The organism is Sporanaerobacter sp. (assembly GCF_047830725.1).
Taxonomy (GTDB): domain Bacteria; phylum Bacillota; class Clostridia; order Tissierellales; family Sporanaerobacteraceae; genus Sporanaerobacter.
Window position 1 is genome coordinate 168,807 of record NZ_CP181252.1, and the last position, 26,979, is coordinate 195,785.

Here is a 26,979-nt window from a genome sequence, read left to right on the forward strand (position 1 = left end):
TTTAGAATTTAATGTTTTTTAAAAGAACTTCCCCCAATAAATTCTCGCAAAATAGAAGTTGGAGGTATCATGGATTCATCTTCTATATCTTTAAAATAACTTAAAAATTTAAGAAGTCTTTTAGCTTCAGAATAGTATATACTAGTTTTATCTACTTCCTTTAATAGTGGAACTACATATTTTTTAAGTACAGTTAATTCATATACAAGAGAAGAGTTGAACATTGCATCAGCTTGTTCTTGATATGGGAATATATTCTTTTCTTCCCCCGCTCTAACTAATTCCCAAAGTTTAAAAGTTCTTTCTATATCATTCCCTCTAAATTTACTATCTCTAACCATCCTTCTTAAAATTCTAGTATCAGTTGTAGGAATTCTATTGTGTGCATCTATATTTAACTGAGTCAATGCACTTACATAAATTTTATATTTATTTTTTTCCGGTATAGAAGATGTAAGCTTTGGATTTAAAGCATGTAATCCCTCAACTATGATAGGATGGTCTTCATCTACCTTGACTTTAACTCCAGAAGGTTCACTTCTTCCAGTTATAAAATTATATACAGGAAGCTCTACTTCACTTCCCTCTAATAATCTTATGAGATCTCTATTTAACCTCTTGACATCTATAGCTTCCAATGCTTCAAAATCATATTCTCCATATTCATTTTTAGGGGTATCCTCTCTATCAACAAAGTAGTCATCTACGGAAATAGAAATTGGTCTTTTCCCATTTACCTTGAGTTGAACAGCCAATCTTTGAGCAAAAGTTGTCTTTCCCGAAGAAGAAGGACCAGCTATCATTATTAAATTTATACTTTCATCTTTACAAATATCATCAGCAAAACTAGCTATCTTCTTTTCATGAAGTGCTTCTGAAACTCTTACTACTTCATCTATAGAACCGTTTATTATCTTATCATTTAATGATCCCAAATAACCTAAATCTAAAATATTAGCCCAATCTTCTGCTTCTTTAAATACCTTTGCCAATTTTCTTTGCTCAACAAATTCAGGAATTTCTGCTTGACTTTTTTGATTTGGAGACAACAATATGGCTCCTGGATAATAATATTTTAAGTCGAAGTTTTTTATATAACCAGTAGAAGGAGCCACATATCCATAAAAAGTATCTATATGTTCCAATATTTTATATACATGAATCTCATCTTTCTCCACATGAGTATATAATCTAACTTTATCTTCATACCCCTTTTCTTCAAAAATTTTTAATGCATCTATTCTCTTTATTCTTTTTCTTTCTATAGGAATATCTGCTTTAACGATTTCCCACATTCTTTCTTTTATTTTCTCGATTTCCGAAAAACTAATCGTTCTTTTATTGCTTAATTCTGTATAAAATCCTTCTCCAAGAGAATGCTCAATGTTTGCATTATATCCAGGAAATATCTCTTCACAGGCAGTTACATATATAAGACCCAAAGTTCTTGTATATATTCTATGTCCATCAATATCTGTTATGTCAATAAATTTTATCTTTTCTCCATCTTTAGCCACAGTTTTTAAATGAAAAACTTCATTTTCAATTTTAGCTCCCAAATATTTCTTGTAGTCATTTTTATAAACCAAATTTGAAATATCTTCTAATGTTGAACCTTCATCTATGGAAATCTCTCCAATATTTTCTACAAAAACTTTTATTTTTCCCAATTCTAATCCCTCCAAATTTAAATCTCAAAATCTATATAGTATATATATTATATATTATTCCAAAAAAATAAACTATAGAGTAAATTTTCTCTATAGTTTATTTTTTTACATATTGGGTCTACTGGGTTCAGATATACTTGATAATGCATTTCCTGCTTCATCAGTCAATCTATCTCTCACCGCCACATCCCCTATGGCAACAATTCCTACAAGAATACCATTTTCTACTACTGGAATACGTCTTATTTGATGCTCTGACATAAGCCTTGTAGCTTCAGTTACATCAGTATCTGGTGAAACTGTCACTGGACTTACGGTCATGACATCCTTTGCCATAGCTTGAGACTGTAATCCTTGGGACAATCCCCTCACCACTATATCTCTATCAGTAACAATACCCAAAAGCCTATTGCCACTATCACAAATTGGTATGCTTCCAACATTTAAACTTTTCATCTGATTTGATACTTCTTCCAATGTAGCACTTTGATTTGCACACTGAACATTAGTAGTCATTATATCTTTAACTTTCAAATTACCACCATCCTTTTTGTTTGATAATAAACCACTATTAGGATGTGCAGTTTTATATTTTTTAGTACTATAAATTTAAAACCAATCTCTTTCAATCTTTTCAAGAATAGGTGGAAGTTCAGCTACAAATTCCTTCCCATTTAAATAATCTAAATATATAAGTCCATTCATAGCTATTTTGTATGCATGCAAAAATTGACTATTTAGATTATATTTTTCTCTAAAATTTTTGTTTATGTTTGCATCTCCATATTTCACATCACCTACAATTGGATGACCTATATGAGATAAATGTGCTCTTATCTGATGAGTTCTCCCCGTTATAAGATCTATTTCTAGCAATGAAAATTCATTGCTTTTTTTGAGAACTTTTATATATGTAGATATTTTTTTTGCCCCATCCACATCACTTTTAACTACTTTTACCTTGTTTTTATCTTCATTTTTTAACAAATAATCCTCTAAAAGAATATCTTCTTTCAATGTCCCTTTAACCATACATTTGTAGTATTTCTTTATACTTCTTGACTTTATTGCATTATTTATATCCTTCAGTGCCTCATAATTTTTAGCTCCAATTACAATTCCACTGGTATTTCTATCTAATCTATTGCAAATAGATGGAGTAAATGTTCTCTCAAGTCTTGGATTATACTCTCCGCTTTTAATCAAATAGCTTATCATACTATCTACAACATTGTCTCCATATTCCTTATTTGCTGAATGAGAAAGCATGCCTACTGGTTTATTGATAAATATTATATTTTTATCTTCATAAATTATTCTAGGCACAATAAAACTATTTATTTCTTTTTTTTCCTCTATAAATTTATCTAAAACTTCATCTGAAATATAAAACTGTATACTATCTCCTTCTACAATTATATCCTCTGGATTTGCTCTTTTATTGTTGAGCTTAATCCTTTTTTTTCTAATCATTTTATATATAGTTCCTTGACTTGCTTTAGATAAATATTTTTTTAAAAACCTGTCTATTCTTTGATTTGACTCATTTGTATCTACTATTATTTCCCTCAAACTTTTCTCACCTTTTTCTTTTTTATATGTTATAATATATTATACACGAAGACCAAATAAAAACTCTACTCTATTTAGCTATTATTCTCGTAAAAAAAAGAGGTGTGAAAAATGAAAAAGTTTAGCGAAGGCATAAAGGACTTTTTTTATGATGCCATTGACTATATAGTCATGATTGCAATCATAGTAGTAGTTGCAGGAATAATCGGCTGGAGATTAAATGCACTATTTGATGAAGATGCATCAAGTTCCCATATTGTTCAAAAAAATAAAATAGAAACTTCAAAAGATAAAAATTCATCAGATAAAAACAATACCTCAGTAGACAGTAACACTGCAAATAAAACAGATGACAAAAAAACAAATGATAACAATACAAATTCTAATGAAATAATAAAAATTGTCGTTCCCCAAGGTTCTCCTTGTTCAAGTATAGCAGAAATTTTGCAAAATAAAGGTCTTATAGCTGATAAAGGAGATTTTTTAGCCAAAGCTCAAGAAATGCATCTAGATACAAAATTCAAATCAGGAGAATTTGAAATCAAAAAAAACAGTTCCATAGAAGATATAATTAAAACCTTAACTAAATAGACAAAAAATAGTAGCTCTTAGCTACTATTTTTTAATACTTTTCATTGATATACTCATCAATAAGCGAAACTTTAGTTCCTTCTACAAACACTCCCTCTTTTTTCAATATATCCAACAACCACTTACTCTTTGAATGAAAAATAGCATATTGATAATTCATAAGTACTATTTCATAGAGTTTGTTTTTTAGAAATTTTGATTCTACTTTGATAAAATAAGCTTCTACATTCTCAAAATTTAAAAATCTTAAAAGTTGAAGAGTAGCCCTATCTTTTTCATGATAATAATAATTCCCTTGATTTAAATAATAAATATAATATTTTTCAGGCTTGCCTTCCCTCTTCAAGTCCTTGGCAAGCATTGTATAATACTTAGCCAGTACATTATAATACTGATAATTGTACATTCCTTTCTCATAGCTATCAACTTTCGAAAAAGGTTTCACATGCATTTCTTGGACAAAATCAAAATTTCCTTCTAGAAACTCTCTTTTACTTATATCTCCATTCTTGTACTGGATAATAAGAGAATTTCTGTGGTCAAAAAAGGTATCAAATAAACCCCTTCTACTATTATAAGCCAATTTAAAACACCCTATCTAATATCATATTTGCAATTAGTCTCAAATACATTATACCATTAATATAGAATCTAACAAAGCTAAACATTTGAATTTAACTATTTAATAATGCTAAAAGTTCACTTTCACTCAATTCTCTATATTCTCCTTCTGAAAGATTTTCATCAAGAGTCAAATTTCCTATGGAAATCCTCTTTAAATATAGTACTTTCATGTCTAAAGCTTCAAACATTCGCTTTACTTGATGATATTTCCCTTCTTTTATCGTCAAATGTACTTTAGAAACATATCCAGACTCTAATATTTTCAAAACTGAAGGCATAGTTTTATAGCCATCATCGAGTATTATTCCAGATTCAAATATTTTCACATGTCTTTCTTCTACATATCCATCTACTTCTACATAATAAGTTTTATCTACGTGTTTTCTTGGAGATAGAAGTTCATGAGAAAGCTTCCCATCATTTGTCAAAAGTAACAACCCTTCTGTATCTTTGTCAAGACGTCCAACCGGATGGGGATTAAAAACCAAATATTTGTCATCTAACAAATCCAATACTGTTCTATTTATAGGATCATCTGTAGATGAAACTACTCCATCAGGTTTATTCATCATAATATAAATATATTCTCTGTATATCACTTTTTCTCCATCAAAAACAATATCGTCTATTTGAGGATCTACTTTTATAGAACTATCTGATATTCTTTCTCCATTGACTTCTATCCTGCCTTCTCTTGCACAGCTTTTTATTTCTTTCCTGCTACCATATCCCATATTGGAAAGAATTTTATCAACTCGTTCTTTTTTGCCCATCACATTTCCTCTTCCTTTCCTATATTATTATATACTATTTTGTTTAAGAAATTATAGCTATAAATAAAGAATAATTTAAACATAATATGAAAAAATAATTATAGTGTCTAAAAACAAAAGAAAGGAGATATAGTATGAGAGTAGAAAAATCTGATAAACCATTAAATGGCGTAAAATGTGTTGTAAACACTTGTCAATATCATGTTTCAGGAGATTACTGTACTGCTTCCAGTATAGAAATTCAACCTAGAAATGCTACTTCTACAGATGAAACAGATTGTGCCACATTTTCTCCAAATATGAAAGGATAGAAAAAGGCAGGATATCCTGCCTTATTCTTCTGCAACTTCTTCAACTATAGATTTTAAACTTGTTGGAATTTCTTCTACTGTATAATCTAATCCAATATAAAAATCTGTATTAAACTTTTTACTTATGGTTTCTAGAGATTTTACCAAGCTTTCTAAATTTTCAATCTTTATGTCAATCAAATTATATATGCCATCTACATAAATCTTCTCCACATCATAATTCATGCCTATAATCCCACACAAAAAGCCATAGAACGATTCAATATTATTTATATTGAACTCCATGGCATTTATAAGTCTTACAGAATAATCAAGACTAAATATATGGTTGTCATCTACATCAACAAATGCAATGTTACCGTTTCCAGATTTCATCTCAGAATTAGCCATATCTATTAAACGCTTTGTTTTGCCACTACCTTTAGTTCCACATAGTAATTTTATCATTTCTACCACCCTCCAACCTTATATTTTTTTACTTACTTAATTGTATTCTACAAAAAAACCTTTTATCCTTTATCTTTTTCAATATTTTTTAAATTTTTTAAATCTTTTTAAAGCCTTTCCATTTAAATAATTGCATTTTATACCTTGGTATGTGTTTCTCTTAACCATTTCACTTACTATCTCATCTCTTATTTTCCACCAGCTTTCATTCCAATTGACAAAAAGAGAATTTTCTTCTGGAGCTCTTCCTATTAGCCTCTGAATAACTATATTTTCATCTAAATACTCTAAAAATGTAATCACTCTTTCTACATATTCATCTTTTGAAATAATTGATATTTCTCCATTCTTGTACATTTCACCAATAGTAGTTCCATCTAGTATATATAGTGCATGGAGTTTTACTTCTTCTACTTGAAGAGCTGAAAGTATTTTTGCATTTTCAACAACATCTATTTCTTCATCCCAAGGTAAATTTAAAATAAGATGAGCACAAGTCCTTATACCATATTTCTTGTTTCTAAGAACTCCGTCTATGAATTCTCCTAAAGTATGACCTCTGTTTATCTTGTACAATGTATGATAATTTACTGTTTGAAGTCCTAGCTCTATTGTTATATCTAAATCATACTTTTCTTTAATAAAAGCTAAATACTCTAAATACTCATCACTAATACAATCAGGACGAGTAGATATAGAAATACCTACTACATCCTCTAATATTGCCTCTTCTATTGAAGTCTTAAATTCTTCTATTGGCATATAAGTATTGGTGAAATTTTGAAAATAGCTAATAAATTTAGTAGCCTTATATTTTTTTTGTATATACTCTTTATTTTGTAGGATTTGTTCTCTTATAGATATAGTATTTAAAAGATTTTCAAAAGAACCTCCTTCTTCTCCACAAAATATACATCCCCCAACACCCACACATCCGTCTCTATTGGGACATGTAATAGGAAGGTTTATAGGAAGTTTATATACCTTTTCCTTAAATCTTTCTTTTAAATATTTTGAATAGACATTATACACTTCTATATCTTCCAAATTCTCACCTCATCTAAATTAAAGGATTATTTATACATACCCTTTATCTGCACATTTTTTTTGCCATTTACATCTAAAATAAATTGAATACTATCATTGTAAAGTGGATTGTAATTAAACATAAAACTGTCATCTTGGGTATTGCTCTCATCTAAAAATATTATGAGACTAAGTTTCTTTTTATTGTAAGGATTTTCAGCTATAAACATTCCTGAAACATTTTCATTTTTTATCTTTATATTATTTATAACTATTTCATCGCTATTTAGATTGATAGGAAGTTTAGACCCTATTTCCTTCATAATGCTACTATTTTTAGGATATCCAAATACAATCAAATTTTTAAGTTTGTCTTTTGCAGTCAATTTATTTTCTTCTACTACTTTTATATTTAGTCCATAAATTTGTTGCAATTCTTCTGACATATTTTCAATGAAATAGTTCACCAATCTAGAATCAATTTCAGATAAATAATTTGGCTTTACAAATATTGTTTCTTCTCCATTTAAACATCTCAAAATCACACTTCCAATAACTAAACCACTTTCTTTTTCTTTCTTATTTAAATATTTCTTCTTGTTTTCAATTTCCATAATCCTATATTCTTCTTGTGTAAACTGTATATTTTCAGGAAAATAGTTAGGCTTTGAAACTGCAACTTCCATTGTCTTTCGTATATCTTTTCCTGCTATTTCCTCGATTGTATCCAATAAATCAATTATAGTAGCATTTTTAAACAAAAATTTCTTGTAATATTTTTGAAGTATTTTGGTGAATTTTTGTTCTCCTACCCTTTGTCTCAAATCTTCAAAAAATTGCGGACCTTTTGTATATATAGCATATACATAGCTGTCAAAATCTTTAAAATCATCTACACTTGAGTTAAGTGCTGGAGTTTCACTTTCATATACACTTCCTCTTATTTTCACATTCACACCACGATTGTTGTATTTGCCGTATTCATTTTCAAAATAATATGCTGTAGTAAAAACAGTTAAAGACTCATCTAAAAAAGGTTCTTTGTATTCATTGTTCCCAACTCCTACATACCACCATTGATGTATAACTTCATGAACTACCATTTCTAAAATTGATGGAATATACTCCTCTTCATATCCATCAATAGACTGATAAAATCCCATTTGTACAACTTGAGGGTATTCCATAGCTCCTCCAAGAAGTCCTGTTTCAGCAATTCTAAGTTCATCATAAGGATACTTCCCTATTTTTTGGTTGAGGAATAAAACCACCTTACCTGCCTCATCTAACAAAATTTGAGCATCCTTTTGTTTTCCATCCCTAGGTAAATAATAATTGTACAATTTTACTCCATCTACTTGTTTTGTTAGTACTTTATATTTAGGGCTCATCATAAATACAAAATCTCTTACATTTTCTGCTTTTATATGAAGGATTTTATTTAATCCTTCTATTTTTTCATCAATTATGCTGCCTGTTGGAGCTACTACCATATCTTTAGGTACAGTCAAATGCACATCATAATTTGCCACATCGCTATAATTAGATTCTCCTACAGGATGATAAGGATTTTCATCCCATTTGCCAGTTTTCTCATCATATATAGATAGTATAGGATACCAATTTGTCAAAGAATAAACATCTTCATAAAATCCCAGTCTATTCCTGCCAAAAGGTATTTTAAGCACAAAATCCATACTTATATCTAATTTTTCTCCACGCTTTAATGGTTTATCTAATGAAATCTTAAGCACTTCTTTATCTTGAGTATATTTTATGTTTTTATTGTTTGCGAAAACTTTTTCAATATGTATGTCTCCCAATTCTTCTTTAGCTAATTTAACTTCTCCTTCAATGCCCAAAAAAGATAATGCAGGCATGGTCTTTATATCATTATAGGAATCTGGATAAAGGTGAAATACTATTTCTTTCAATTCTCTATTGTAGTTATTTTTAAAAATTAAAGTTTCTTTTCCACTTATTGTCTTTTCATTGTAATTTAATTTTATATCTATTTTGTACTCGTTTATATCTCCTACATTTTCTGCAAATGATATGGGTATAAAGCTAAATATGATGAAAATCGCCAAAAACAAAGATAATATTCTAGACTTAACTTTCACAAAAACTCCCCCTTTTTTATATATTAAGCACCTCTTTTAATATACTGGTAACACCATTTTCATTGTTGCTTTTAGTCGTAACAATGTCTGCTGCTTTCTTTACCTTTGGAGTCCCATTTTTCATAGCTATTCCAAGACCAGCCTTTTTTATCATCTCAATATCATTGTTGTCATCTCCAATAGCAATCATTTCATAATCTTTTATGTCTTTAACTTTTCCATACTCCTCAAGGCTGAGCCATTTAGAACCTAGTGGGTTCATCACTTCAAGTAAAGCCCCTGCTATAGTCATATTTTCCATCATGTGAGAACTATATTTATATGGATAGTTTTCTAGTATCTTGTTGTTGAAAAATTCAAGTTTTTCCTTATCCCCTATATATACAACAGTCAATACTTTGGGATTATCCATTTTAAGTAAATCATCCACTCTTCTAAATCTGTCTACATTGTCTGATAGATAGCTAGAATATTTAGAATTGTTTCTATCAAGCTCTATGACCATATCATATCCATCTTCATAGTTGTCCACATGAATGATTGGATCTAATCCTTCTTTTTTTCCTTCTTTAATTAACACATTGAAATCTTCTACATTTAAATATTTCTTTATTAAAATTTTGTCATCTTTCATATTTCTAACTATATTGCCATTGTTAGCTAATATACATATATTCTCATCTATGCTTTCAACAAATTTTTTAGCCGACCAATATCTTCTACCAGTAGCAATGACAATTTCATATCCTCTTTTAATTATCTCCTTTAAAACAGATATACTTTCAGCAGTTATCCTTTTATCATCTGTAAGAAGTGTCCCATCTAAATCAATAGCAATAAGTTTATACTTCATATTATCACCCTAAATTTTTTAGTACAATATTTGAAAATTAGGTTCGGAAAACCCGAACCTAATCCCTAGTATTTAAAATATTCGACAAAAGATTTGTATATATAATAATGGTCTTTTACTCCACCCAATTCCCTTATAGAATGCATACCAAGTAGTGGATTACCTATATCTACAGAAGAAATATCAATTTGAGTAGATGAAATAGGTCCAATAGTTGAACCTCCCCTTTCATCTGATCTATTCAAGAATTTTTGAACAGGAATTCCTGCAGATTTACATACACTTTCATATACTGTAAGTGATAAACTATCTGTAGTATAAGACTGGTTGGCACTTATCTTTATACAAGGTCCTCCATTTAATACGGGTCTATTGGTTGGATCTTGTTTTTCAGCATAATTTGGATGAACAGCATGAGCCATATCTGCCGAAATCAAAAATGAATTGTATAAACTCCTATAAAAATCCTCTCTATCCTTTCCAAGAGATATACAAATTCTTTCAAGAACAGTTCTAAGCATAGGACTAGCTGCTCCTTGTTTTGTAGTACTACCTACTTCTTCATTGTCAAACAAAACCACAACATTTGTAGCATTTCCAACTTTCCCATCTATAAGAGCTCTTATTCCAGCATGAGCCATAGCCAAATCATCTTGCTTCCCACAAGATATAAATTCATTATTAAAACCTACAATAGAGCCTTTTTCATATTCATAAAGATATAAATCAAAATCCACTATGTCTTCGTGAGAAATATTTAATTCTTCAGCTAATAACTTTATTAAAAAATCTTTCTTTTCAAATTCATCACTTATCATTCCAACAAGAGGCAAAGTCTCTTTTTGGGTATTTAATTTTACACCCTCATTTACTTTTCTATTCATATGTATAGCTAAATTTGGTATTATCATTAGAGGCTTGTCTATATTTATAAGCTTCACTTCTGGACTAAATATATCTTTGCCTTTTACAGCTACTCTTCCTGCAATAGATAGTGGTCTATCGAGCCAAGTATTTATAATAGGGCCTCCATATACTTCAGTATTCAACCTTAAATATGCTCCTTCTTCCACCATCTCAGGATTTGGTTTAATTCTAAAAGTAGGAGAATCAGTATGAGCTCCAATCAATTTAAATCCATATTTTTCAATATCTCCCTTACCTACAACAAAAGCTATAAGAGCTGAATCGTTTTTAACAGTAAAATATTTGCCTTCCTTTTCAACATTCCATCTTTCTTTTAAATTTAATTCAACAAAACCATTTTTTAAAAGTTCATTTTTAACGTTTTCTACTGCATGAAAAGGACTAGGACTTCTGTCAATAAAATCCACCAATTCTTCAGCAAATTTTAGTTCTACAGTCAAATCAACCACCCTTTCATATTTTTTTGTAAAAATTTTCTTAAAACGAAAATATCCTGTTTCATTGACATAAATAACTACCATCTCCACAGGATAATACGTTTTAATATTCACTAAAAAATATATTGATGATTATTCATCTTCATCTTCATCTTCATCTTCGTCTTCATCTTCAAAATCTTCATCATCATCCATAAATAGTGCATAAAAAGCTTCTGAAACTATTTCAAATTCTTCATCATCTTCAATTTGCCCTAATTCAAATCCATCTTCAGCTTCAATATATTCATACAATAGCACTTGTTCATCCTCTAATGGAAGCAATGCAATATATGATTTATCTTCTACTTCAAAAACTCCTAATATAGCACATTCCATTTCACTGTCATCTTCCAAAGTAAGAGTTATTATATCCATTTCCTCTTCATGGTCACATCCACAATCACAAGCATCATCAAAATGGTTACAGCAATTATGATCATCATGTTTATTTGTCATCTTCATTCTCCTTTACAATTTATTTAATAATTAATATATGCTTATAATACCCTATTTTAAACTAGAAGTATATAGAAATTCATAATTTATTTTATTTCTTTCAAAACTTCAACAAGCAAATTCCAAGTTCTTTCTGTTGAAGATATACTGAGCTTCTCATCTGGTGTATGAACTCCATACATATTTGGTCCAAAGGAAACCATATCCATATTCTCAAATTTTTCATTGAATAGTCCACATTCAAGTCCAGCATGAATTGCTGCTATTTCTAGCTCTTTGCCAAATTGCTCTCTATATACCTTTTGAAAAACTTCTCTTATATATGAATTTTCTTTATATTCCCACTCAGGATAAGCAGAATAGCTTTCCCATTTTCCTCCCAATATTTCAGCTATAATAGCCATTTCATTTGATATTTTTTCTCTCAAACTTCTTACAGAACTTCTAATAGAACTTTCAAAAGTAATACTTTCCTCTAAAGTCTTAACCACGCCTAAATTGTTTGAAGACTCTACCAATCCCTCAATTTCTTTGCTCATTGTTTGAACTCCATTTGGAACCAGCATAAGAGTTGCAATGACCTTATCTGTAGTCTCTTTAGAAAATACTTTTACAGCTTCTGTATCTACTTTTTCAAAATCTAGACTTACATTGGCATCAGACGATTTTAATTCATTTTTAAACTCACTAGCAACTTTACTTACAATTTCTTTTAAAACACTTTCTTCTGCACTATCCATTGCAAGTACTGATTCTGCACTTCTTGGAATGGCATTAGTCTTTGCCCCACCTTCGACATTGAGAAGTCTAATATCTATTTGTTTCTTTATTTCATAAAGTAGCCTACCCATAAGTTTGTTGGCATTCCCTCTGCCTTCATTTATTTCCATACCTGAGTGTCCACCTTTAAGTCCTGTTATCTTCAAAGCATAAACGGATGTATTTTCTTTTCTATTTTCCCAAAGTATTGGTATTTCTATTCTATCTCTTTCTCCTCCAGCACAGCTTACCAATAGCTTTCCTTCTTCTTCTGAATCTATATTTATTAATATTTTGCCTTGGATGTTTTGGGGGTCCAACCCATTTGCCCCATTCATTCCTGTTTCTTCTGAGGTAGTCGCAAGAACTTCCAATGGAGGATGAGGAATATCTTCCGATTCAAGAATTGCCAAACACATAGCTACAGCTATTCCATTGTCCGCCCCAAGTGTAGTGTTTTTTGCACTAATAAAATCTCCATCTACATTTAATTCAAGTGGATCTCTTGAAAAATCATGACAAACATTTACATCTTTTTCACATACCATATCCATATGTCCTTGCAAAACTACTGTAGGTGAATTTTCATATCCCTTTGTACCAGGCTTTTTAATTATCACATTTAATGCTTCATCTTGAATAAAATCAAAATTGTGCTCTTTGGCAAAATTCGCTAAATAATCACTTATTTCTTTTTCCTCTCCAGAACAGTGAGGTATTTTAGTTAATTCTTCAAAATAATAAAATACTCTTTCTGGTTTTAAATTTTCTAAAACTCTCATAAAAAAACCCTCCTTCATAAAGTTAAACATTTATACTTCTATAATATACTCACTTTCAAATCCAAATACATCTACAATTTTTATTCCAATACTTCTCTTTGCCTTTTTTAGCAATTTCAATTCAATTTTGTCAGGAATTTTATAGCTTTCTTTATCTCTTTTACTTTGCCATCTACTTCTGAAGATTTTCCCATCATAATCTGTATCTATGCTTATGATATCTATAAGAGCAAGAGAATCCTTGAGCATAACTTTATATAAAATGTCCTTATACTTTTCTTCAATGGGAATATTATCTATATCTATTTCATATCCTTCCAAATTAATGCTAATAATTTTCGTGTCAAATTCAAAACTTTTTTTGTCTATTGAATGTATTTTCAATCTTCCACCCTTAGGTATATAAAACCCTTCAATTTTTTCATGAATAAATCCCTTAGATTTTATATCCATAAGTCTTTTTTTAGTTGCTTGTAAAGAAGCGTAGCCTAAATCAGATAATATCCATTTTCTATTGTATCTCTCTGCCACAACTGCTGTAGTACCACTGCCCGCGAAGAAATCTGCAACTACTGAATCTTCATTTGAAGAAGCCAATACAATTCTTTCAAGCAGTTTCTCAGGTTTTTGAGTCCCATATCCCATTCTTTCACTAGATGTTCTACCTACCATATCAATATTCCAAACATCTTTCATATTGACCAAAGTGTACCATCCCATTTCATCTTCATATTCACTTACTCCTTTAAATCTATAAGGCTTAAAACCCCTATTGTACGATTTTTCTTTTTGCGCATTAAATATATAATCTTTAGTCTTTGAATATAGTAGAATAGTATCATGTTTCCTTGAAAAATATTTTTTACTGACTCCTCCTGATTTATAACTCCAAATTATTTCGTTTAAAAACATATCTTCTCCAAATATTTCATCCATTAGTACTTTTGCATAGTGCACTACATGCCAGTCCAAATGGAGATAAATGCTTCCCCTGTCACTCAAAAGTTCTCTCATAAGTAACAGTCTTTTATATAACATCTTAAGATATGAAATACTACCTTCATTCCATGTATCTGAATAAGCAAAATTCTCAATAGTCACCAATTCATCATCTAAAGGCAATATTATCTTTGAATTGTAATTAGCTTTTGATAAAAAAGGTGGATCAATATATATAAGATCAAGCTTTCCTCTCATAGATTGACAACCATTTCCTTTTAGTAGGGCATTCATTATGTATATATTATCTCCAGATATAAATCTGTTAGTCAATTTTTCTTCATTGTATTCCCCGACTATTTCTACTGTTTCAACTTTTTTCACATCTTCTTTTAACAAATCCTCAACTTCTCTTTTCCCTTGACTTATAATATCAACAATTTCCTTAAGCAAATCCCTTCCTCCTAAAATCTTTGTCTTATCTGTATTCTACACGTTTTAACAAATACCTTCAAGATATGAAATATTATTATTTCTTAAATTTGTACCTTTTATTTGTCCTTGATTTAATATATAATTCAATTAATATATTATTTCGGGGGTGAAATGATGGAAATATTAAAATCTTTAGTAGTTGATCTTCCTGAAGATGTAAAAAAAGCCGAATATCATGGAGATTTTAACAAAGCACTACATTTAATAGAACTCTACATGAATAGAAATATTCCTATTGTTCTTAAAAATAGACTTACATATGAAAAAGACAGAATTCGAAGACTAAAAGAAGACTATATCTATAGCTATGATGAAGCACTAGAACTAGCTTCAAAAAAAATAAGTAACTTTTCAAAAGATGAGCTAGAAATGATGAAAGACCAAGGCTATGCTGAATGGATTTACATCAATGGAGAAGTTAAATTCATCCACTCTTTTTTAGACAATATGATAAAAGTCAATACAAGTCTTAAAGAAAGACTCATTGAAAAAGACAACGAAAATAGTGATAGCCAAATACTTTCAAAAACTGTAGAAGAAATGATGGATGGAAAAGAAAAAAAATATTTCTTCCATTTAAAAACAGGCATCAAATTAAATGGAGAATACGCACGCATTGGAGAAACTGTAAGGGTACACATTCCTATACCTCAAAATGCACAACAAATAAAAAATATAAAAATACTCAATACTTCTCATGAACCAAGATATATTTCACCAGAAAATTATCCTCAAAGAACTATATATTTTGAAAAAGAAGTAACAGGAGAAGAAATATTTACTGTAGAATATACTTATGAAAATCATGTGAAATATACAAAATTTGACCCAAATATAGTTTCAAAAGAACAACCAAATTTCTATACTGAAGAAAGGCTTCCTCATATAAGATTTACACCATTTTTGGTTCAATTGGCTAATAAAATTGTAGAAAATGAAACTAATCCACTATTAAAAGCAAGAAAAATATATGACTATATAACGCAAAATATCAAATATTCCTATATGCCTCAATATGCAACTATAATAAATGTTCCTGAGTACTGTGCTTACAACTTAAAAGGCGATTGTGGTGTACAAGCTCTATTATTTATAACTTTATGCAGAATTGTTGGAATTCCTTCAAGATGGCAATCTGGATTATATGTAAATCCATATTATATAGGATGTCATGACTGGGCTGAATTTTATATAGAACCTTATGGTTGGATTTTTGCTGATCCATCCTTTGGAGGAGGAGCTCTTAGAAATAAAAATGAGGCAAGATGGAATTTCTACTTTGGAAATCTTGATCCATTTAGAATGGTAGCTAATTCTGAGGTAAACTATGAATTCTTGCCAGCTAAAAAACATTTCAGACAAGATTTCTGCGACAATCAAGTAGGCGAAATAGAATACAATGATAGATTTTTAGAATCACAAGAATATGAAACTATACTTAAAATAATAGATGCTCATGAAATTTAAATGAGTAAAATAGCGTGACAAATGCCACGCTATTTTACTCATTAATTACTTTTTATAAAAACTAATCTAGCTAAATTTCCACCATACTTCCACTCTTTTTTGCCACTCAAATTTATTTATATCAATATAAATAAGTATTTATTTCCAAGTATTTGACCATGCTTACAATATATTCTTCCAGTTTATGTATTTATTTAATATTTCAACAAATTTAATCAAATATTTTTCCTCTAGTTCAGTAAACCTTCCTACATAAGGACTATCTAAATCAAGAACTCCATAAGGCACATCATCTTTGACAATAGGTACGACCAATTCTGATCTAGAAGCTTCATCACAAGCTATATGGCCTGGAAAAGCATGAACATCTTCAATTCTCTGTATAATTCTATTGGCTAAGCTAGTACCACACACTCCTTTTCCCATTTGAATTCTATTACAAGCTGGAAGTCCTTGAAAAGGTCCAAGAACCAATTCTTTATCTCTCAATATATAAAATCCTGCCCAATTCAACTTATCTACACAAGCCATAACTATAGCAGAAGCATTAGAAAGATTGGCAATTTCATCTTGTTCCGAACTCAATTGTCCTTTCAAAAGTATAAGCATATACTTATATTTTTCCTCATCTGTCATATTTTTTAAAGGCTCTAATTTAAACATTTGTATTCCCCCTCAAATTATTCTTTTAAAAATATTTTCCCAAGACATATTCTTTATATCTTGAAAAACTTCTTCATCTTCTACATATCCACATTTTTTAAACTCATCTATTTGCATCTTCATTGCGTTTCTTAGCCTTTCCTCAAATATATTAATCTCACTAATATCTGGTGTATCTGCATCTATCATACTGGGAAGTTTCACATATTTTACAATACCACTACTATTTATATTGTATCCCAAAAAATTCCTAAGCCCAGGTATATCTGTTGCAACAACTCTAAGCCCACAGGCAAGAGCTTCAATTGTCACCAAGGAAAGCCCCTCATAAAAAGATGGAAGTACAAATATTTGGCTTTCCCGAAATAAATCTCCAAGAGTAGCTTGAGATACTTCTCCAGTAAATACAATTTTATTCTTAGATTTTTCTCCAGCACTTTTTATAACTTTTGCTTCTTTCCCACTTCCAGAACCTACAATATATAGTTCCATATCTTCCAATGTATCTAAGCTGTCATAAGCTCTAATTAAAGATAGTACACCTTTAGAATAGCTTATTTTCCCTGCGTATATAAGTCTAATTCTATCTTCAACAAATTTTTTTCTTGATGGATAAAATATATCTGAGTCAAATCCACCACCTATAACAGAAATCTTTTCCCTATCTATTCCGTAAATATCAACTATTTTTTCCTTTTGAAATTCATTTAGTGCAAATACATTGTCAATACCACTACATCCTTCTAAAACATATTCCCTATATTTAGAACACATTTCAAACTGTCTTATATCCGTACCATGGCATATAGAAACCAATGGGATATCTTGTGTAAGCTTCCTCACAAGAGAAGTAAGTATCCATAGATGATGGGATATAATAATGTCTGGCTTAAAGTCATTTAAAGCCTTCCTTATGCTTGTACTAAAAGCCTTTTCCCATTTTTGAAACATTTCATCGGTCATATCTTTATATCTAGTACTTTCATAAGGCATAACATCACTCATTCCCACTATGGGAAATGGAAGAGTTTCAGTATTAAATACCACAGGATAAAAATATTTTTCATCTATATTATCTAAAACTAAATCATCGTCTTTTGATATACCTGCTATAAGACCTTGACTATACCCTTTCTTGCTAGCTTCATTCATAAGAGCTCTTAAATACACTCCACTTCCTGTTTTTCCTGGATACTGTGATATTATATGCAATATTTTCTTCACAAAACCACCTCTGATTTTAACTAAATACTTTCTTCAAATAAAACTTAAGAATTTCAGCCTTGTCCTTATTTTATAATACCACAAGATAATAGAAAAGCATCTACTTTTGTAGATGCTTTTTACTATTTAAATTAATCAAAAATAACCACTTCATTGTTCTTTAATGATTCTTTCACATCAATTATTCTCTGATTGGATGAACCTTTAAACTTCAACATCATGCTTTTCCTATTTATATCAAAAGGTCCATCAACCAGTATATCCGTTACATACAAAAGTTCTTTCCATCCAGGCCTTGTATCCATATATTTTAGTATTTCTTCATAAGTATACCCTGTATAAGTCATGATATTTAACCCCATAGCCTTAACTTTTTCTCCAAGTACTGCAAAACTTTTGGCCTGTTCAAAAGGGTCTCCCCCACTAAAAGTAATACCATCTAGCAATGGGTTTTTCTTTATCATATCTAAAATATCTTCAATATCTATCAGCTGTCCACCTTCAAAAGAATGAGTTTGTGGGTTATGGCACCCAAGACAATGATGCTTACATCCTTGACTGAATACAGTCAATCTAATCCCTGGACCATCCACAATGGACTCCTTTTCAATACCAGCAATTCTCAAATAAGTACTCATTTTACCACCTCTTATTTGCAAGAAAAATGTTTAACTCTATCTCTTTCTTCTGCCCTTTTCGCATCGTTAAATCTATCTAAAGTTCCTACAAGATATCCTGTGATACGACGAATTCTTTCAAACTTTATATCTCCCTCTTCCCTACCACATTTAGGACAAGTATCTCCTATGATTCCTGTATACCCACAGACTGGATCTCTATCTACTGGATGATTTATAGAACCATAGCCAACACCCAATTCCTTCATGGCTCTTATTATTTTTTCAAAGGCTTCTAAATTTTGGGTTGGATCTCCATCAACCTCTACATAAGTAATATGACCTCCATTGGTAAGTGCATGATAAGGAGCTTCTAATCTTATCTTGTCATAAGCACTTATTTCATAGTATACTGGCACATGAAAACTATTTGTATAGTATTCCCTATCTGTAACTCCCTCTATATTTCCAAACAATTTTCTGTCCATTCCAACAAATCTTCCTGATGTACCTTCTGCTGGTGTAGCTATAAGAGAAAAATTCATATGATACTTCTTGCTAGCCTCATCCATTCTTTCTCTCATATGCCCTATTATTTCAAGGCCTAATTTTTGAGATTCTTCCGATTCTCCATGATGCTTTCCTGTAAGGGCCTTTAAACATTCAGCAAGTCCAATAAATCCAGTTGTAAGAGTACCATGTTTTAGCACTTCCCTCACTTCATCTTCCCTATCTAATTTATCCGAATCAATCCATACGCCTTGGCCCATGAGGAATGGATAGTTTTTCACTTTTTTCCTTGCCTGTATTTCAAACCTTTCCAATAATTGACTTATGACAATATCTATAGTCTTGTCTAGTTCTTCATAGAATACTTTTATATCTCCACCACTTTTCAATCCAAGTCGTGGAAGATTTATAGTAGTAAAACTTAAATTTCCCCTTCCATAAATAATCTCCCTTGAAGGATCATATACATTAGCTGCTACTCTAGTCCTACATCCCATATAAGCTATTTCTGTTTCAGGATGGCCTGGTTTATAGTACTGTAAATTATATGGGGCATCTATGAAAGAAAAATTAGGAAATAGTCTTTTTGCACTAACTCTACAAGCAAGTTTAAATAAATCATAATTTGGATCTCCTGTATTGTAGTTTACTCCCTCTTTCACTTTAAATATTTGTATAGGAAATATAGGCGTTTCTCCATTTCCAAGACCTGCCTCCGTAGCTAATAGAAGATTTCTCATAGCCATTCTTCCCTCACTAGATGTATCTGTTCCATAGTTTATAGAACTAAAAGGAATTTGAGCTCCAGCTCTACTGTGCATAGTATTTAAATTGTGTATAAGAGCTTCCATAGCCTGATAAGTCTTTCTATCAGTTTCAAGATATGCGTTCTTCACTGTAAATTTTTGCACTTTAGATACCATTTCTCTGTCCTTCAAAAGTTCATACAAATAATCTCCTTCAATTTCTAAATATTCGTCATTGTCATCTAGTGTAGGAACCAATCCATGATTTTTTTCTATATTTTCAAAAATTTCCATTACCCTATCTTTAATAGTTTCATCTGATGACATAAACTCTATAGCTTTCAACAAATCTTGTCTATAAGTTTTAATATATGTCTTTCTAACTCCAGGAGCCATTCCATAATCGAAATTTGGAATACTTTGACCACCGTGTTGATCGTTTTGATTTGACTGTATAGCTATACAAGCCAGTGCAGAGTAGCTTTGTATATCTTTAGGTTCTCTCAAATATCCATGACCTGTGCTAAATCCACCTTTAAATAAATTAACTATATCTATTTGACAGCAAGTCGTGGTTAATGTAAGAAAATCCAAATCGTGAATATGTATATCTCCATCCTTGTGAGCTTTTGAATGTTCTGGATTTAATATAAACAAATCATAAAATTGCTTTGCTCCTTCAGAACCATATTTGAGCATAGTTCCCATAGCAGTATCCCCATCTATATTGGCATTTTCTCTTTTCAAATCATTGTCTTTTGCATCTTTAAAAGTTAAATCTCCATAAACTTTCATAAGTCTAGTATTCATTTCTCTAGCCCTTGTTCTTTCAGCTCTGTATAAAATATATTCTTTAGCAGTCCTTGCATGACCTGATTCTATAAGTACCTTTTCAACAGCATCTTGAATCTCTTCAACTTCAGGTACTTTCCCACTATAACTTTCTTCAAGATATCTAGTCACTTCTTCTGCCAGATCTAGCGCAGTATTATAATCCTGTCCTCCAGCAGCTTGTGCTGCCTTAAAAATAGCATTCGCTATTTTTTCAATATTAAATGGTACTTCTCTCCCATCCCTTTTTTTAATCTTAGTTATCAATTTCAATTCCCCCTTACATAAATTAAGCCTATCATTTTTTATTTTTTGTGATACAATATATAATTGGACATAAAGGTAATTCGAACAACATATTGTATATCCATAATACCAAAACGCAACATATTGTGTCAATCTTTTCTGAGATTGTTTTAAAATATATTTTTAAAAACTATAAGGAGTGTATAAAATGCTTATACTATTAGATACAGCAAATATTGAGCACATAAAAAAAGGAATAGAATACTACCCAATTGATGGCGTAACTACTAATCCAAGTATTATATCTAAAGAAAATAAAGATTTCTTGCCACTTTTAAAAGAAATACGCGAAATCATAGGAAAAGACAAAGCTCTTCACGTTCAAGCTCTTGGAACCAAGGCAGAAGATATAATAGAAGAAGCACTATACATAAATGACAAAATAGGTGGAAATCTCTATATAAAAATTCCCGTTATAACAGAAGGAATAAAGGCTATGAAAATACTTTCAGATAAAAAAATAAATATTACTGCCACTGCAGTATTCACTCCTCTTCAAGCTCTCATGGCAGCTAAATCTGGAGCTTTCTTTGTAGCTCCATATGTAAACAGATTGGACAATATCTCTGGAAATGGAATAAAAGTAGTTTCTGATATATCAGAACTCTTTAAAATACACAATTTAAACACAAAAATACTTGCTGCAAGTTTTAAAAATGTTGAACAAGTTTACAACGCAAGTCTTGCTGGCAGTCATGCCGCCACTGTACCTTTTAATTTAATTGAAGATATGCTTTACCATCCATTGACCAACAAAAGTGTAGATAAATTTATAGATGATTGGGAAAATGTATATGGAAAAAATAAAAGGATAAATCATATTTAAAAATGCCTATGGAAATTTCCATAGGCATTTTCTATGCATCAAGATTTATATGACAGTATCCATTTGGGTTTTTCTTTAAATATTTCTGATGATACTCTTCTGCAATATAAAAACAGCTCAAAGGTTTAACTTCAGTCACAATAGCTTTTTCATATTTTTTCTCTATTTCCTTAAAACTCTTTTCAATTGTATCTAAATCCTCTTCATCTATATAGTATATTCCTGTTCGATATTGATGACCTAAATCTCCTCCTTGCTTATTCAACGAAGTAGGGTCAATTATTCTCCAAAATCTATTCAACAACTCATTTAAAGATATAATATTTTCATCATATTTTATATAGCAAGCTTCTGCGTGACCCGTAAGCCCCGTACAAACCTCCTCATAAGTAGGATTTTCTTTCATGCCATTGGCATATCCAACTTTTGTTTCCACTACTCCATCTATTCTTGACATATACTCTTCAACACCCCAAAAACATCCACCTGCCAAAACTATTTCCTTCATATAAACATCCCCCCATATTTAAAATGCTATGACTATTCCACCGTCATTGGCATAGACAGTACTAAGTCCTGCCATTTCAACCACTATTATATCTTTAAAATGGTATTTTTCTTGAAACTGTTCTTTAAGTTCACTTGCTACTTCTGGTGCATTGCAATGAGCTATTCCAAGAATCTTGTTTTCAAGATTACTTCCTTCTTCTCCTACTACTTCAACAAATCTCCTTAAAACTTTTCTGCTACCTCTTACCTTATCGAATAGTTTAATATCTCCATTTCCATCTGAACCTAAAATAGGCTTTATTGATAGAAAAGAAGCTATATGAGCTGCAATTTTAGTCAATCTTCCACCTTTAATTAAATTGTCTAAATTGTCCAATACAAAAAAAGTTTTCATTTCATCAATATATTTTTCTACTTTACTTACAATATCAATCTTGTCATATTGTTTTTGCATTAATTCAAATATTTTCATACTAACTAATGTTTCTCCTATTGAAGCACTTTTAGAATCAAATACATGAATAAACTTATCATTGTCTTCAGACATTATATTTTTAGCAAGAACTGCACTATTATAGGTACCACTCAACTTAGAAGACAATGTCACTACAAAAGTAACATCTGATTTCTCATACTCTTTTAAAAATTCATTAGGAGAAGGACATGAAGTTTTTACTCCTTCTTCACTCTCCTTCATAGCAACTAAAAGCTCATGAATGTCTAAATTTTCATCATCTATGAAACTCCTATTTTCTGTATCTATTTTTAGTGGAACTAAAGCAATATCCATTTTTTGTTTCAACTCATCATTTAAGTCACAACTACTATCCGCAACTATTCTATATTCCATTTTTTCACCTCACTATATTTCTGATAAACTAAATTATATTTATATATAACTTTACTCCACAATCAAGAATTTATGTATATTCATATTATCACCTATTCATTTGAATTACAACAATATATTTAACAAATTTTTTCAATAAAAATAGACAAAAACGCTGATAAAATCAGCATTTTTTATTACATATTCTCAACTACATTTTGTACCCATTTATTAGACAAAACCCTTGGAACTCCAATTATAGCTTTCACTACTTCTTCCATATTTACAAGTACAGACACTAAATAAACTGGAAGTTTAAATACTGTTGCACCTAAAAATGCTAAAGGTACTCCAACAGCCCAAACTGCTCCCATTTCAACCATCATAGAGAATTTTGTATCTCCACCGCCTCTAAAAACTCCTACTATCAAATTTCCATTAAACATTTTTATAGGTAAGAAAATAGCCAATACTATAATCATGCTTTTAGAGGCTTCATACAAATCCTCAGGTAAATTTCTAAATAACATAAGAGCCAAATCCGTTGTAAAAAATAATATAACGCCAAGAAAAGTTCCCAATATAACTGCTATTTTCAAAAATTTATTGGCATAGTCTACTGCTTCTTCTTCGTTTCCTTCACCTATTTTATTTCCAACCATTACAGTACAAGAATTGGCAAGACCTCGAGAAAAAACTAAAAATATATTTTGCACCGTACTTGTAATTTGAACAGCAGCCGTAGCTTCTGTGCCAATCTTTGCATAGGCAATAGAATACATGACATTGCCCAAAGACCAAAATGTTTCATTTAAAATAACTGGATAAGCAGTTTTAAAATACTTCTTGACATAATTCTTATCCCAACTAGATAATTCAGAAAAATTTCCTGCCAAAGGCCCATGACTTGAATACACCGCATACAAAATGAGAACCACTTCAACCATTCTAGCTATAAGGGTTCCATAAGCTGCCCCTTTAACTCCCAACTGCGGAAAACCAAATTTCCCAAAAATGAGTAGATAATTAAAAAGCGTATTAGTCAAAAAAGATATAATGCTTACAACCATAGGCATCTTTGCATCACCTATACTTCTTGAAGCTACACTAAAAGAAAAACTTATGGCAGTTATGATATAACTTAAAGATACTATTTTCAAATAGTCCCTTCCCAAATTAACTACTTCCACTTCTTTAGTAAATATTTTCATGATACTACTAGGTGCAAAAAATGCACTAATTGTAAATACAAGTCCTATAATGCAACTAATCAAAAGAGATAATCCCAATATCTTTCTTATATTTAAAATGTCCTTTTTGCCCCAAAATTGAGCTATAAATATAGCCGAACCAGTAGCCACTCCAAATACTATTACTGAATAAAAGAAAAATACTTGATTTGCAAGTCCTACTGCAGCAAGGCTTTCTTTTCCAAGGCTCGTAATCATGAGGGTATCCACCATATTTACAGATGAGGCAATTAGATTTTGCAATGTAATAGGAAGTGCAATAGCAAACATAGCCTTATAAAAATCTTTGTCCTTAGTTTTTTTGAAACTCATTCATATAACTCCTTCCTTAAAGCAATAATATCATTCATTATTCTATCATAAAAATTTCTCATTGTGTCAATTTTTCAAAAAAAATTTAGAGTCCCGAAATAGGCTCTAAATTTTAATATCTAAAATAATAATTGTGCTAGTATAGGTGCTAAAAGTACAGTGACAAGTCCTGCTACCCCTATGGCTAATGAAGCCATTCCTCCTTCTACTTCCCCAATCTCCATGGCTTTTGCAGTACCCAATGCATGAGCAGATGTTCCCAAACTAATACCAGAAGCCACATCATTTTCTATTTTAAAAAGTTTCGATATATAAGGCCATAAAACATTTCCCACTATACCAGTAACAACTGTTGCAGCAACTGTCAAAGCTGGAATGCCACCTATTTGGCTTGAAACTTCCATTGAAATAGCAGCTGTTACTGATTTAGGCAGCAATGACATTATAATCACTTCATCCAAAGAAAACAATTTGCTTAAAAAACATACACTCAGTATTGCAGTTATACAACCTACTGTTATACCAACAATTATAGGTAGCCCATTTGCTTTCAATTTTTCAATTTGCTTATACAGAGGCACTGCAAGAACTACTGTAGCTGGTCCTAAAAAGAAAGAAATTATACTGCCGCCTTTATTGTATGCTTCATAGTCAATATTAAATACAATCATAAAAACTATTATTAAAACTTCCGCAATAACAATTGGATTTAAAATTGATAACCTTGTCTTTTTATTTATAAAAATCCCAATTTCAAAAGCAAGAATTGATATCAGAATTCCAAAAAGAGGAGTATCTAAAAATTTAATCATTCACATTCCCCTCCCTTAACTTTTTCTTGCTTTTTTTAGCTAAAACTTGTACAGTAAGTCCAGTGACAACCATGGTTATTATTGTAGATAAAACAATGACTATCAATATAGATAACCACTTATCTCTTATCATATCTACTGAAGTCATTATTCCAACACCCGCAGGTATAAAAAAGAAAATCAAATGATCTAGCAAAAATTTACTTACCTCATCTATCATTTCAAGTTTTATCACTCCAGAAAGAAGACCTATAAGCAATGCAATCATTCCTATGACTGTGCTTGGAATAGGTAATCCCAAAGACTTTTGCAATACATGGCTACCAAATAAAATACCAAATATTATTCCCATTTGCCTTAAAATCTTCAAAAAAACACCTCTCTTCAATATCAATTTGAAAAATATATTTTTATTATATCAAATTTTTTTGTGAACACAAGTAAAGCAGTAGAATTCAATCTACTGCTTTTCACATACTTTATAAATTGCATCAAATAAATGTACTTTAAAGCTTCCACTGCCTCCGCCAAAACTTTTAGTTTTTTCATAAGCTATTTCTCCTGCTCTATTTAAAGAATAAATCCCTGCCACTGCTGCATTTAACATATTATCTGTCACACTTGAAAATGCTCCAACTAAAGCAGTCCCCATACAACCAGTTCCTGTTATACTTCTTAACATCTCATGTCCATCGTATAAGTATATAGTTTCATCTAGTGAACTTATTACATCAACTTTTCCCGTTACGGCTACTACAGAATTGGTTTTCTTAGATAGATCTTGAGATATTTCTGCCATAAATTCTATACTGTCATTGTCTTCAGAGTCTACTCCTTTGAAATTTGCCCTGAGACCATACAATATCTTTATTTCTGCTTGATTTCCTTTTATAATGGATATGTGAACATTTTCAAGGATTTCTCTTGCAACATTTTGTCTTAATTCTGATATTCCCACTCCTACTGGATCTAGTACAACAGGAATATTTAAGCTATTTGCTTTTTTTCCGGCTAATATCATTGATCTAGCTACATCCTTTTCTATAGTACCAATATTTAATACCAATGCTTTAGCCTTAGAAACCACCTCTTCTACTTCTCTAGAATCCATTGCCATAATAGGAGAGGCACCCATGGCTAAAACTATATTGGCACAATCATTACTCGTGACACTATTGCTAATGAGATGAACTAAAGGCTTTTCTTGTTTTATTTTATTTGACAACTCTCCAATAGTATCAATATCCAT

Annotated in this window: 27 protein-coding genes; 4 read left to right on the plus strand and 23 right to left on the minus strand. The window is 30.7% G+C overall.

The window, feature by feature from the left end; all coding sequences use genetic code 11:
• Positions 1–8 precede the first annotated feature (8 nt).
• The 3 genes from ACFWUA_RS00865 to ACFWUA_RS00875 form a co-directional block, all read right to left on the minus strand.
• The gene (locus ACFWUA_RS00865; protein WP_416198293.1) at positions 9–1,670 is read right to left on the minus strand and encodes a nucleoside kinase; all 1,662 of its coding nucleotides are present in this window, start codon (positions 1,668–1,670) and stop codon (positions 9–11) included.
• A gap of 105 nt (positions 1,671–1,775) precedes the next feature.
• Positions 1,776–2,204: a CBS domain-containing protein gene (locus tag ACFWUA_RS00870; protein ID WP_416198294.1), complete on the minus strand. Its 429-nt coding sequence runs from the start codon at positions 2,202–2,204 to the stop codon at positions 1,776–1,778.
• A gap of 75 nt (positions 2,205–2,279) precedes the next feature.
• Entirely contained in the window at positions 2,280–3,242 is a 963-nt protein-coding gene (locus tag ACFWUA_RS00875) for an RluA family pseudouridine synthase (RefSeq protein WP_416198295.1), read from the minus strand.
• Between the two features lie 111 nt (positions 3,243–3,353).
• Between ACFWUA_RS00875 and ACFWUA_RS00880 the strand changes: the two genes are divergently transcribed.
• On the plus strand, positions 3,354–3,833 hold the full coding sequence (locus tag ACFWUA_RS00880; RefSeq protein WP_416198296.1) for a hypothetical protein: 480 nt from the start codon (positions 3,354–3,356) through the stop codon (positions 3,831–3,833).
• Positions 3,834–3,864: 31 nt separating this feature from the next.
• On the opposite strand, the gene ACFWUA_RS00885 is transcribed toward ACFWUA_RS00880, so the two are convergent.
• Positions 3,865–4,416, minus strand: a complete 552-nt coding sequence (locus ACFWUA_RS00885) for a DUF6648 family protein (protein WP_072743950.1) — start codon at positions 4,414–4,416, stop codon at positions 3,865–3,867.
• Positions 4,417–4,507: 91 nt separating this feature from the next.
• Positions 4,508–5,230, minus strand: a complete 723-nt coding sequence (locus ACFWUA_RS00890; protein ID WP_072743949.1) for a pseudouridine synthase — start codon at positions 5,228–5,230, stop codon at positions 4,508–4,510.
• Between the two features lie 134 nt (positions 5,231–5,364).
• Between ACFWUA_RS00890 and ACFWUA_RS00895 the strand changes: the two genes are divergently transcribed.
• Positions 5,365–5,541: a DUF1540 domain-containing protein gene (locus ACFWUA_RS00895; protein WP_072743948.1), complete on the plus strand. Its 177-nt coding sequence runs from the start codon at positions 5,365–5,367 to the stop codon at positions 5,539–5,541.
• 21 nt (positions 5,542–5,562) lie between these two features.
• Here ACFWUA_RS00895 and ACFWUA_RS00900 read toward each other — a convergent pair whose 3' ends face one another.
• The 8 genes from ACFWUA_RS00900 to ACFWUA_RS00935 all read right to left on the minus strand — a co-directional run bounded on the left by ACFWUA_RS00900 (position 5,563) and on the right by ACFWUA_RS00935 (position 14,785).
• Positions 5,563–5,988 carry a hypothetical protein gene (locus ACFWUA_RS00900; RefSeq protein ID WP_416198297.1) on the minus strand — a complete coding sequence of 142 codons (426 nt, stop codon included), beginning with the start codon at positions 5,986–5,988 and terminating at the stop codon, positions 5,563–5,565.
• Positions 5,989–6,066: 78 nt separating this feature from the next.
• A complete protein-coding gene (locus ACFWUA_RS00905; protein WP_416198298.1) occupies positions 6,067–7,035 on the minus strand; it encodes a TIGR01212 family radical SAM protein in 969 nt (322 codons plus the stop codon).
• A 26-nt stretch (positions 7,036–7,061) separates the two neighbouring features.
• Positions 7,062–9,137, minus strand: a complete 2,076-nt coding sequence (locus ACFWUA_RS00910; RefSeq protein WP_416198299.1) for a M1 family metallopeptidase — start codon at positions 9,135–9,137, stop codon at positions 7,062–7,064.
• A gap of 16 nt (positions 9,138–9,153) precedes the next feature.
• A complete protein-coding gene (locus ACFWUA_RS00915) occupies positions 9,154–9,990 on the minus strand; it encodes a Cof-type HAD-IIB family hydrolase (RefSeq protein ID WP_416198300.1) in 837 nt (278 codons plus the stop codon).
• Between the two features lie 65 nt (positions 9,991–10,055).
• Positions 10,056–11,357 (minus strand): M18 family aminopeptidase, encoded by a 1,302-nt coding sequence (locus ACFWUA_RS00920; protein ID WP_416198301.1) that lies wholly within the window; start codon positions 11,355–11,357, stop codon positions 10,056–10,058.
• Positions 11,358–11,486: 129 nt separating this feature from the next.
• Positions 11,487–11,852, minus strand: coding sequence for a DUF1292 domain-containing protein (locus tag ACFWUA_RS00925; protein ID WP_416198302.1), 366 nt, complete (start codon positions 11,850–11,852; stop codon positions 11,487–11,489).
• A gap of 86 nt (positions 11,853–11,938) precedes the next feature.
• Positions 11,939–13,393: an aminoacyl-histidine dipeptidase gene (locus ACFWUA_RS00930; protein WP_416198303.1), complete on the minus strand. Its 1,455-nt coding sequence runs from the start codon at positions 13,391–13,393 to the stop codon at positions 11,939–11,941.
• A 30-nt stretch (positions 13,394–13,423) separates the two neighbouring features.
• Complete coding sequence (locus ACFWUA_RS00935; RefSeq protein ID WP_416198304.1) at positions 13,424–14,785, minus strand: DNA methyltransferase; 1,362 nt, start codon at positions 14,783–14,785, stop codon at positions 13,424–13,426.
• Between the two features lie 156 nt (positions 14,786–14,941).
• Between ACFWUA_RS00935 and ACFWUA_RS00940 the strand changes: the two genes are divergently transcribed.
• Positions 14,942–16,294 carry a transglutaminase-like domain-containing protein gene (locus ACFWUA_RS00940; protein WP_416198305.1) on the plus strand — a complete coding sequence of 451 codons (1,353 nt, stop codon included), beginning with the start codon at positions 14,942–14,944 and terminating at the stop codon, positions 16,292–16,294.
• Positions 16,295–16,456: 162 nt separating this feature from the next.
• On the opposite strand, the gene ACFWUA_RS00945 is transcribed toward ACFWUA_RS00940, so the two are convergent.
• The 4 genes from ACFWUA_RS00945 to ACFWUA_RS00960 form a co-directional block, all read right to left on the minus strand.
• A complete protein-coding gene (locus ACFWUA_RS00945) occupies positions 16,457–16,957 on the minus strand; it encodes a GAF domain-containing protein (RefSeq protein ID WP_416198306.1) in 501 nt (166 codons plus the stop codon).
• Positions 16,958–16,969: 12 nt separating this feature from the next.
• Positions 16,970–18,181 carry a glycosyltransferase family 4 protein gene (locus tag ACFWUA_RS00950; RefSeq protein WP_416198307.1) on the minus strand — a complete coding sequence of 404 codons (1,212 nt, stop codon included), beginning with the start codon at positions 18,179–18,181 and terminating at the stop codon, positions 16,970–16,972.
• A 131-nt stretch (positions 18,182–18,312) separates the two neighbouring features.
• The gene (gene nrdG, locus ACFWUA_RS00955) at positions 18,313–18,819 is read right to left on the minus strand and encodes an anaerobic ribonucleoside-triphosphate reductase activating protein (RefSeq protein WP_416198308.1); all 507 of its coding nucleotides are present in this window, start codon (positions 18,817–18,819) and stop codon (positions 18,313–18,315) included.
• Between the two features lie 11 nt (positions 18,820–18,830).
• Entirely contained in the window at positions 18,831–21,152 is a 2,322-nt protein-coding gene (locus tag ACFWUA_RS00960; RefSeq protein ID WP_416198309.1) for an anaerobic ribonucleoside triphosphate reductase, read from the minus strand.
• Between the two features lie 187 nt (positions 21,153–21,339).
• On the opposite strand from ACFWUA_RS00960, the gene ACFWUA_RS00965 reads away from it, so the two are divergent.
• Positions 21,340–22,017 carry a fructose-6-phosphate aldolase gene (locus ACFWUA_RS00965; RefSeq protein WP_416198310.1) on the plus strand — a complete coding sequence of 226 codons (678 nt, stop codon included), beginning with the start codon at positions 21,340–21,342 and terminating at the stop codon, positions 22,015–22,017.
• Positions 22,018–22,048: 31 nt separating this feature from the next.
• Here the strand turns inward: ACFWUA_RS00965 and msrA are convergent, their stop codons facing one another.
• The 6 genes from msrA to thiM all read right to left on the minus strand — a co-directional run bounded on the left by msrA (position 22,049) and on the right by thiM (position 26,979).
• On the minus strand, positions 22,049–22,525 hold the full coding sequence (gene msrA / locus ACFWUA_RS00970) for a peptide-methionine (S)-S-oxide reductase MsrA (RefSeq protein ID WP_416198311.1): 477 nt from the start codon (positions 22,523–22,525) through the stop codon (positions 22,049–22,051).
• A gap of 18 nt (positions 22,526–22,543) precedes the next feature.
• Positions 22,544–23,377 carry a DegV family protein gene (locus ACFWUA_RS00975; RefSeq protein ID WP_416198312.1) on the minus strand — a complete coding sequence of 278 codons (834 nt, stop codon included), beginning with the start codon at positions 23,375–23,377 and terminating at the stop codon, positions 22,544–22,546.
• 176 nt (positions 23,378–23,553) lie between these two features.
• A complete protein-coding gene (locus ACFWUA_RS00980) occupies positions 23,554–24,918 on the minus strand; it encodes an MATE family efflux transporter (protein ID WP_416198313.1) in 1,365 nt (454 codons plus the stop codon).
• A gap of 119 nt (positions 24,919–25,037) precedes the next feature.
• Positions 25,038–25,730: an LrgB family protein gene (locus ACFWUA_RS00985; protein WP_416198314.1), complete on the minus strand. Its 693-nt coding sequence runs from the start codon at positions 25,728–25,730 to the stop codon at positions 25,038–25,040.
• Positions 25,723–26,100 carry a CidA/LrgA family protein gene (locus tag ACFWUA_RS00990; RefSeq protein ID WP_416198315.1) on the minus strand — a complete coding sequence of 126 codons (378 nt, stop codon included), beginning with the start codon at positions 26,098–26,100 and terminating at the stop codon, positions 25,723–25,725. The genes ACFWUA_RS00985 and ACFWUA_RS00990 overlap by 8 nt, the downstream gene beginning before the upstream one ends.
• A 90-nt stretch (positions 26,101–26,190) precedes the next feature.
• On the minus strand, positions 26,191–26,979 hold the full coding sequence (gene thiM / locus ACFWUA_RS00995; RefSeq protein ID WP_416198316.1) for a hydroxyethylthiazole kinase: 789 nt from the start codon (positions 26,977–26,979) through the stop codon (positions 26,191–26,193).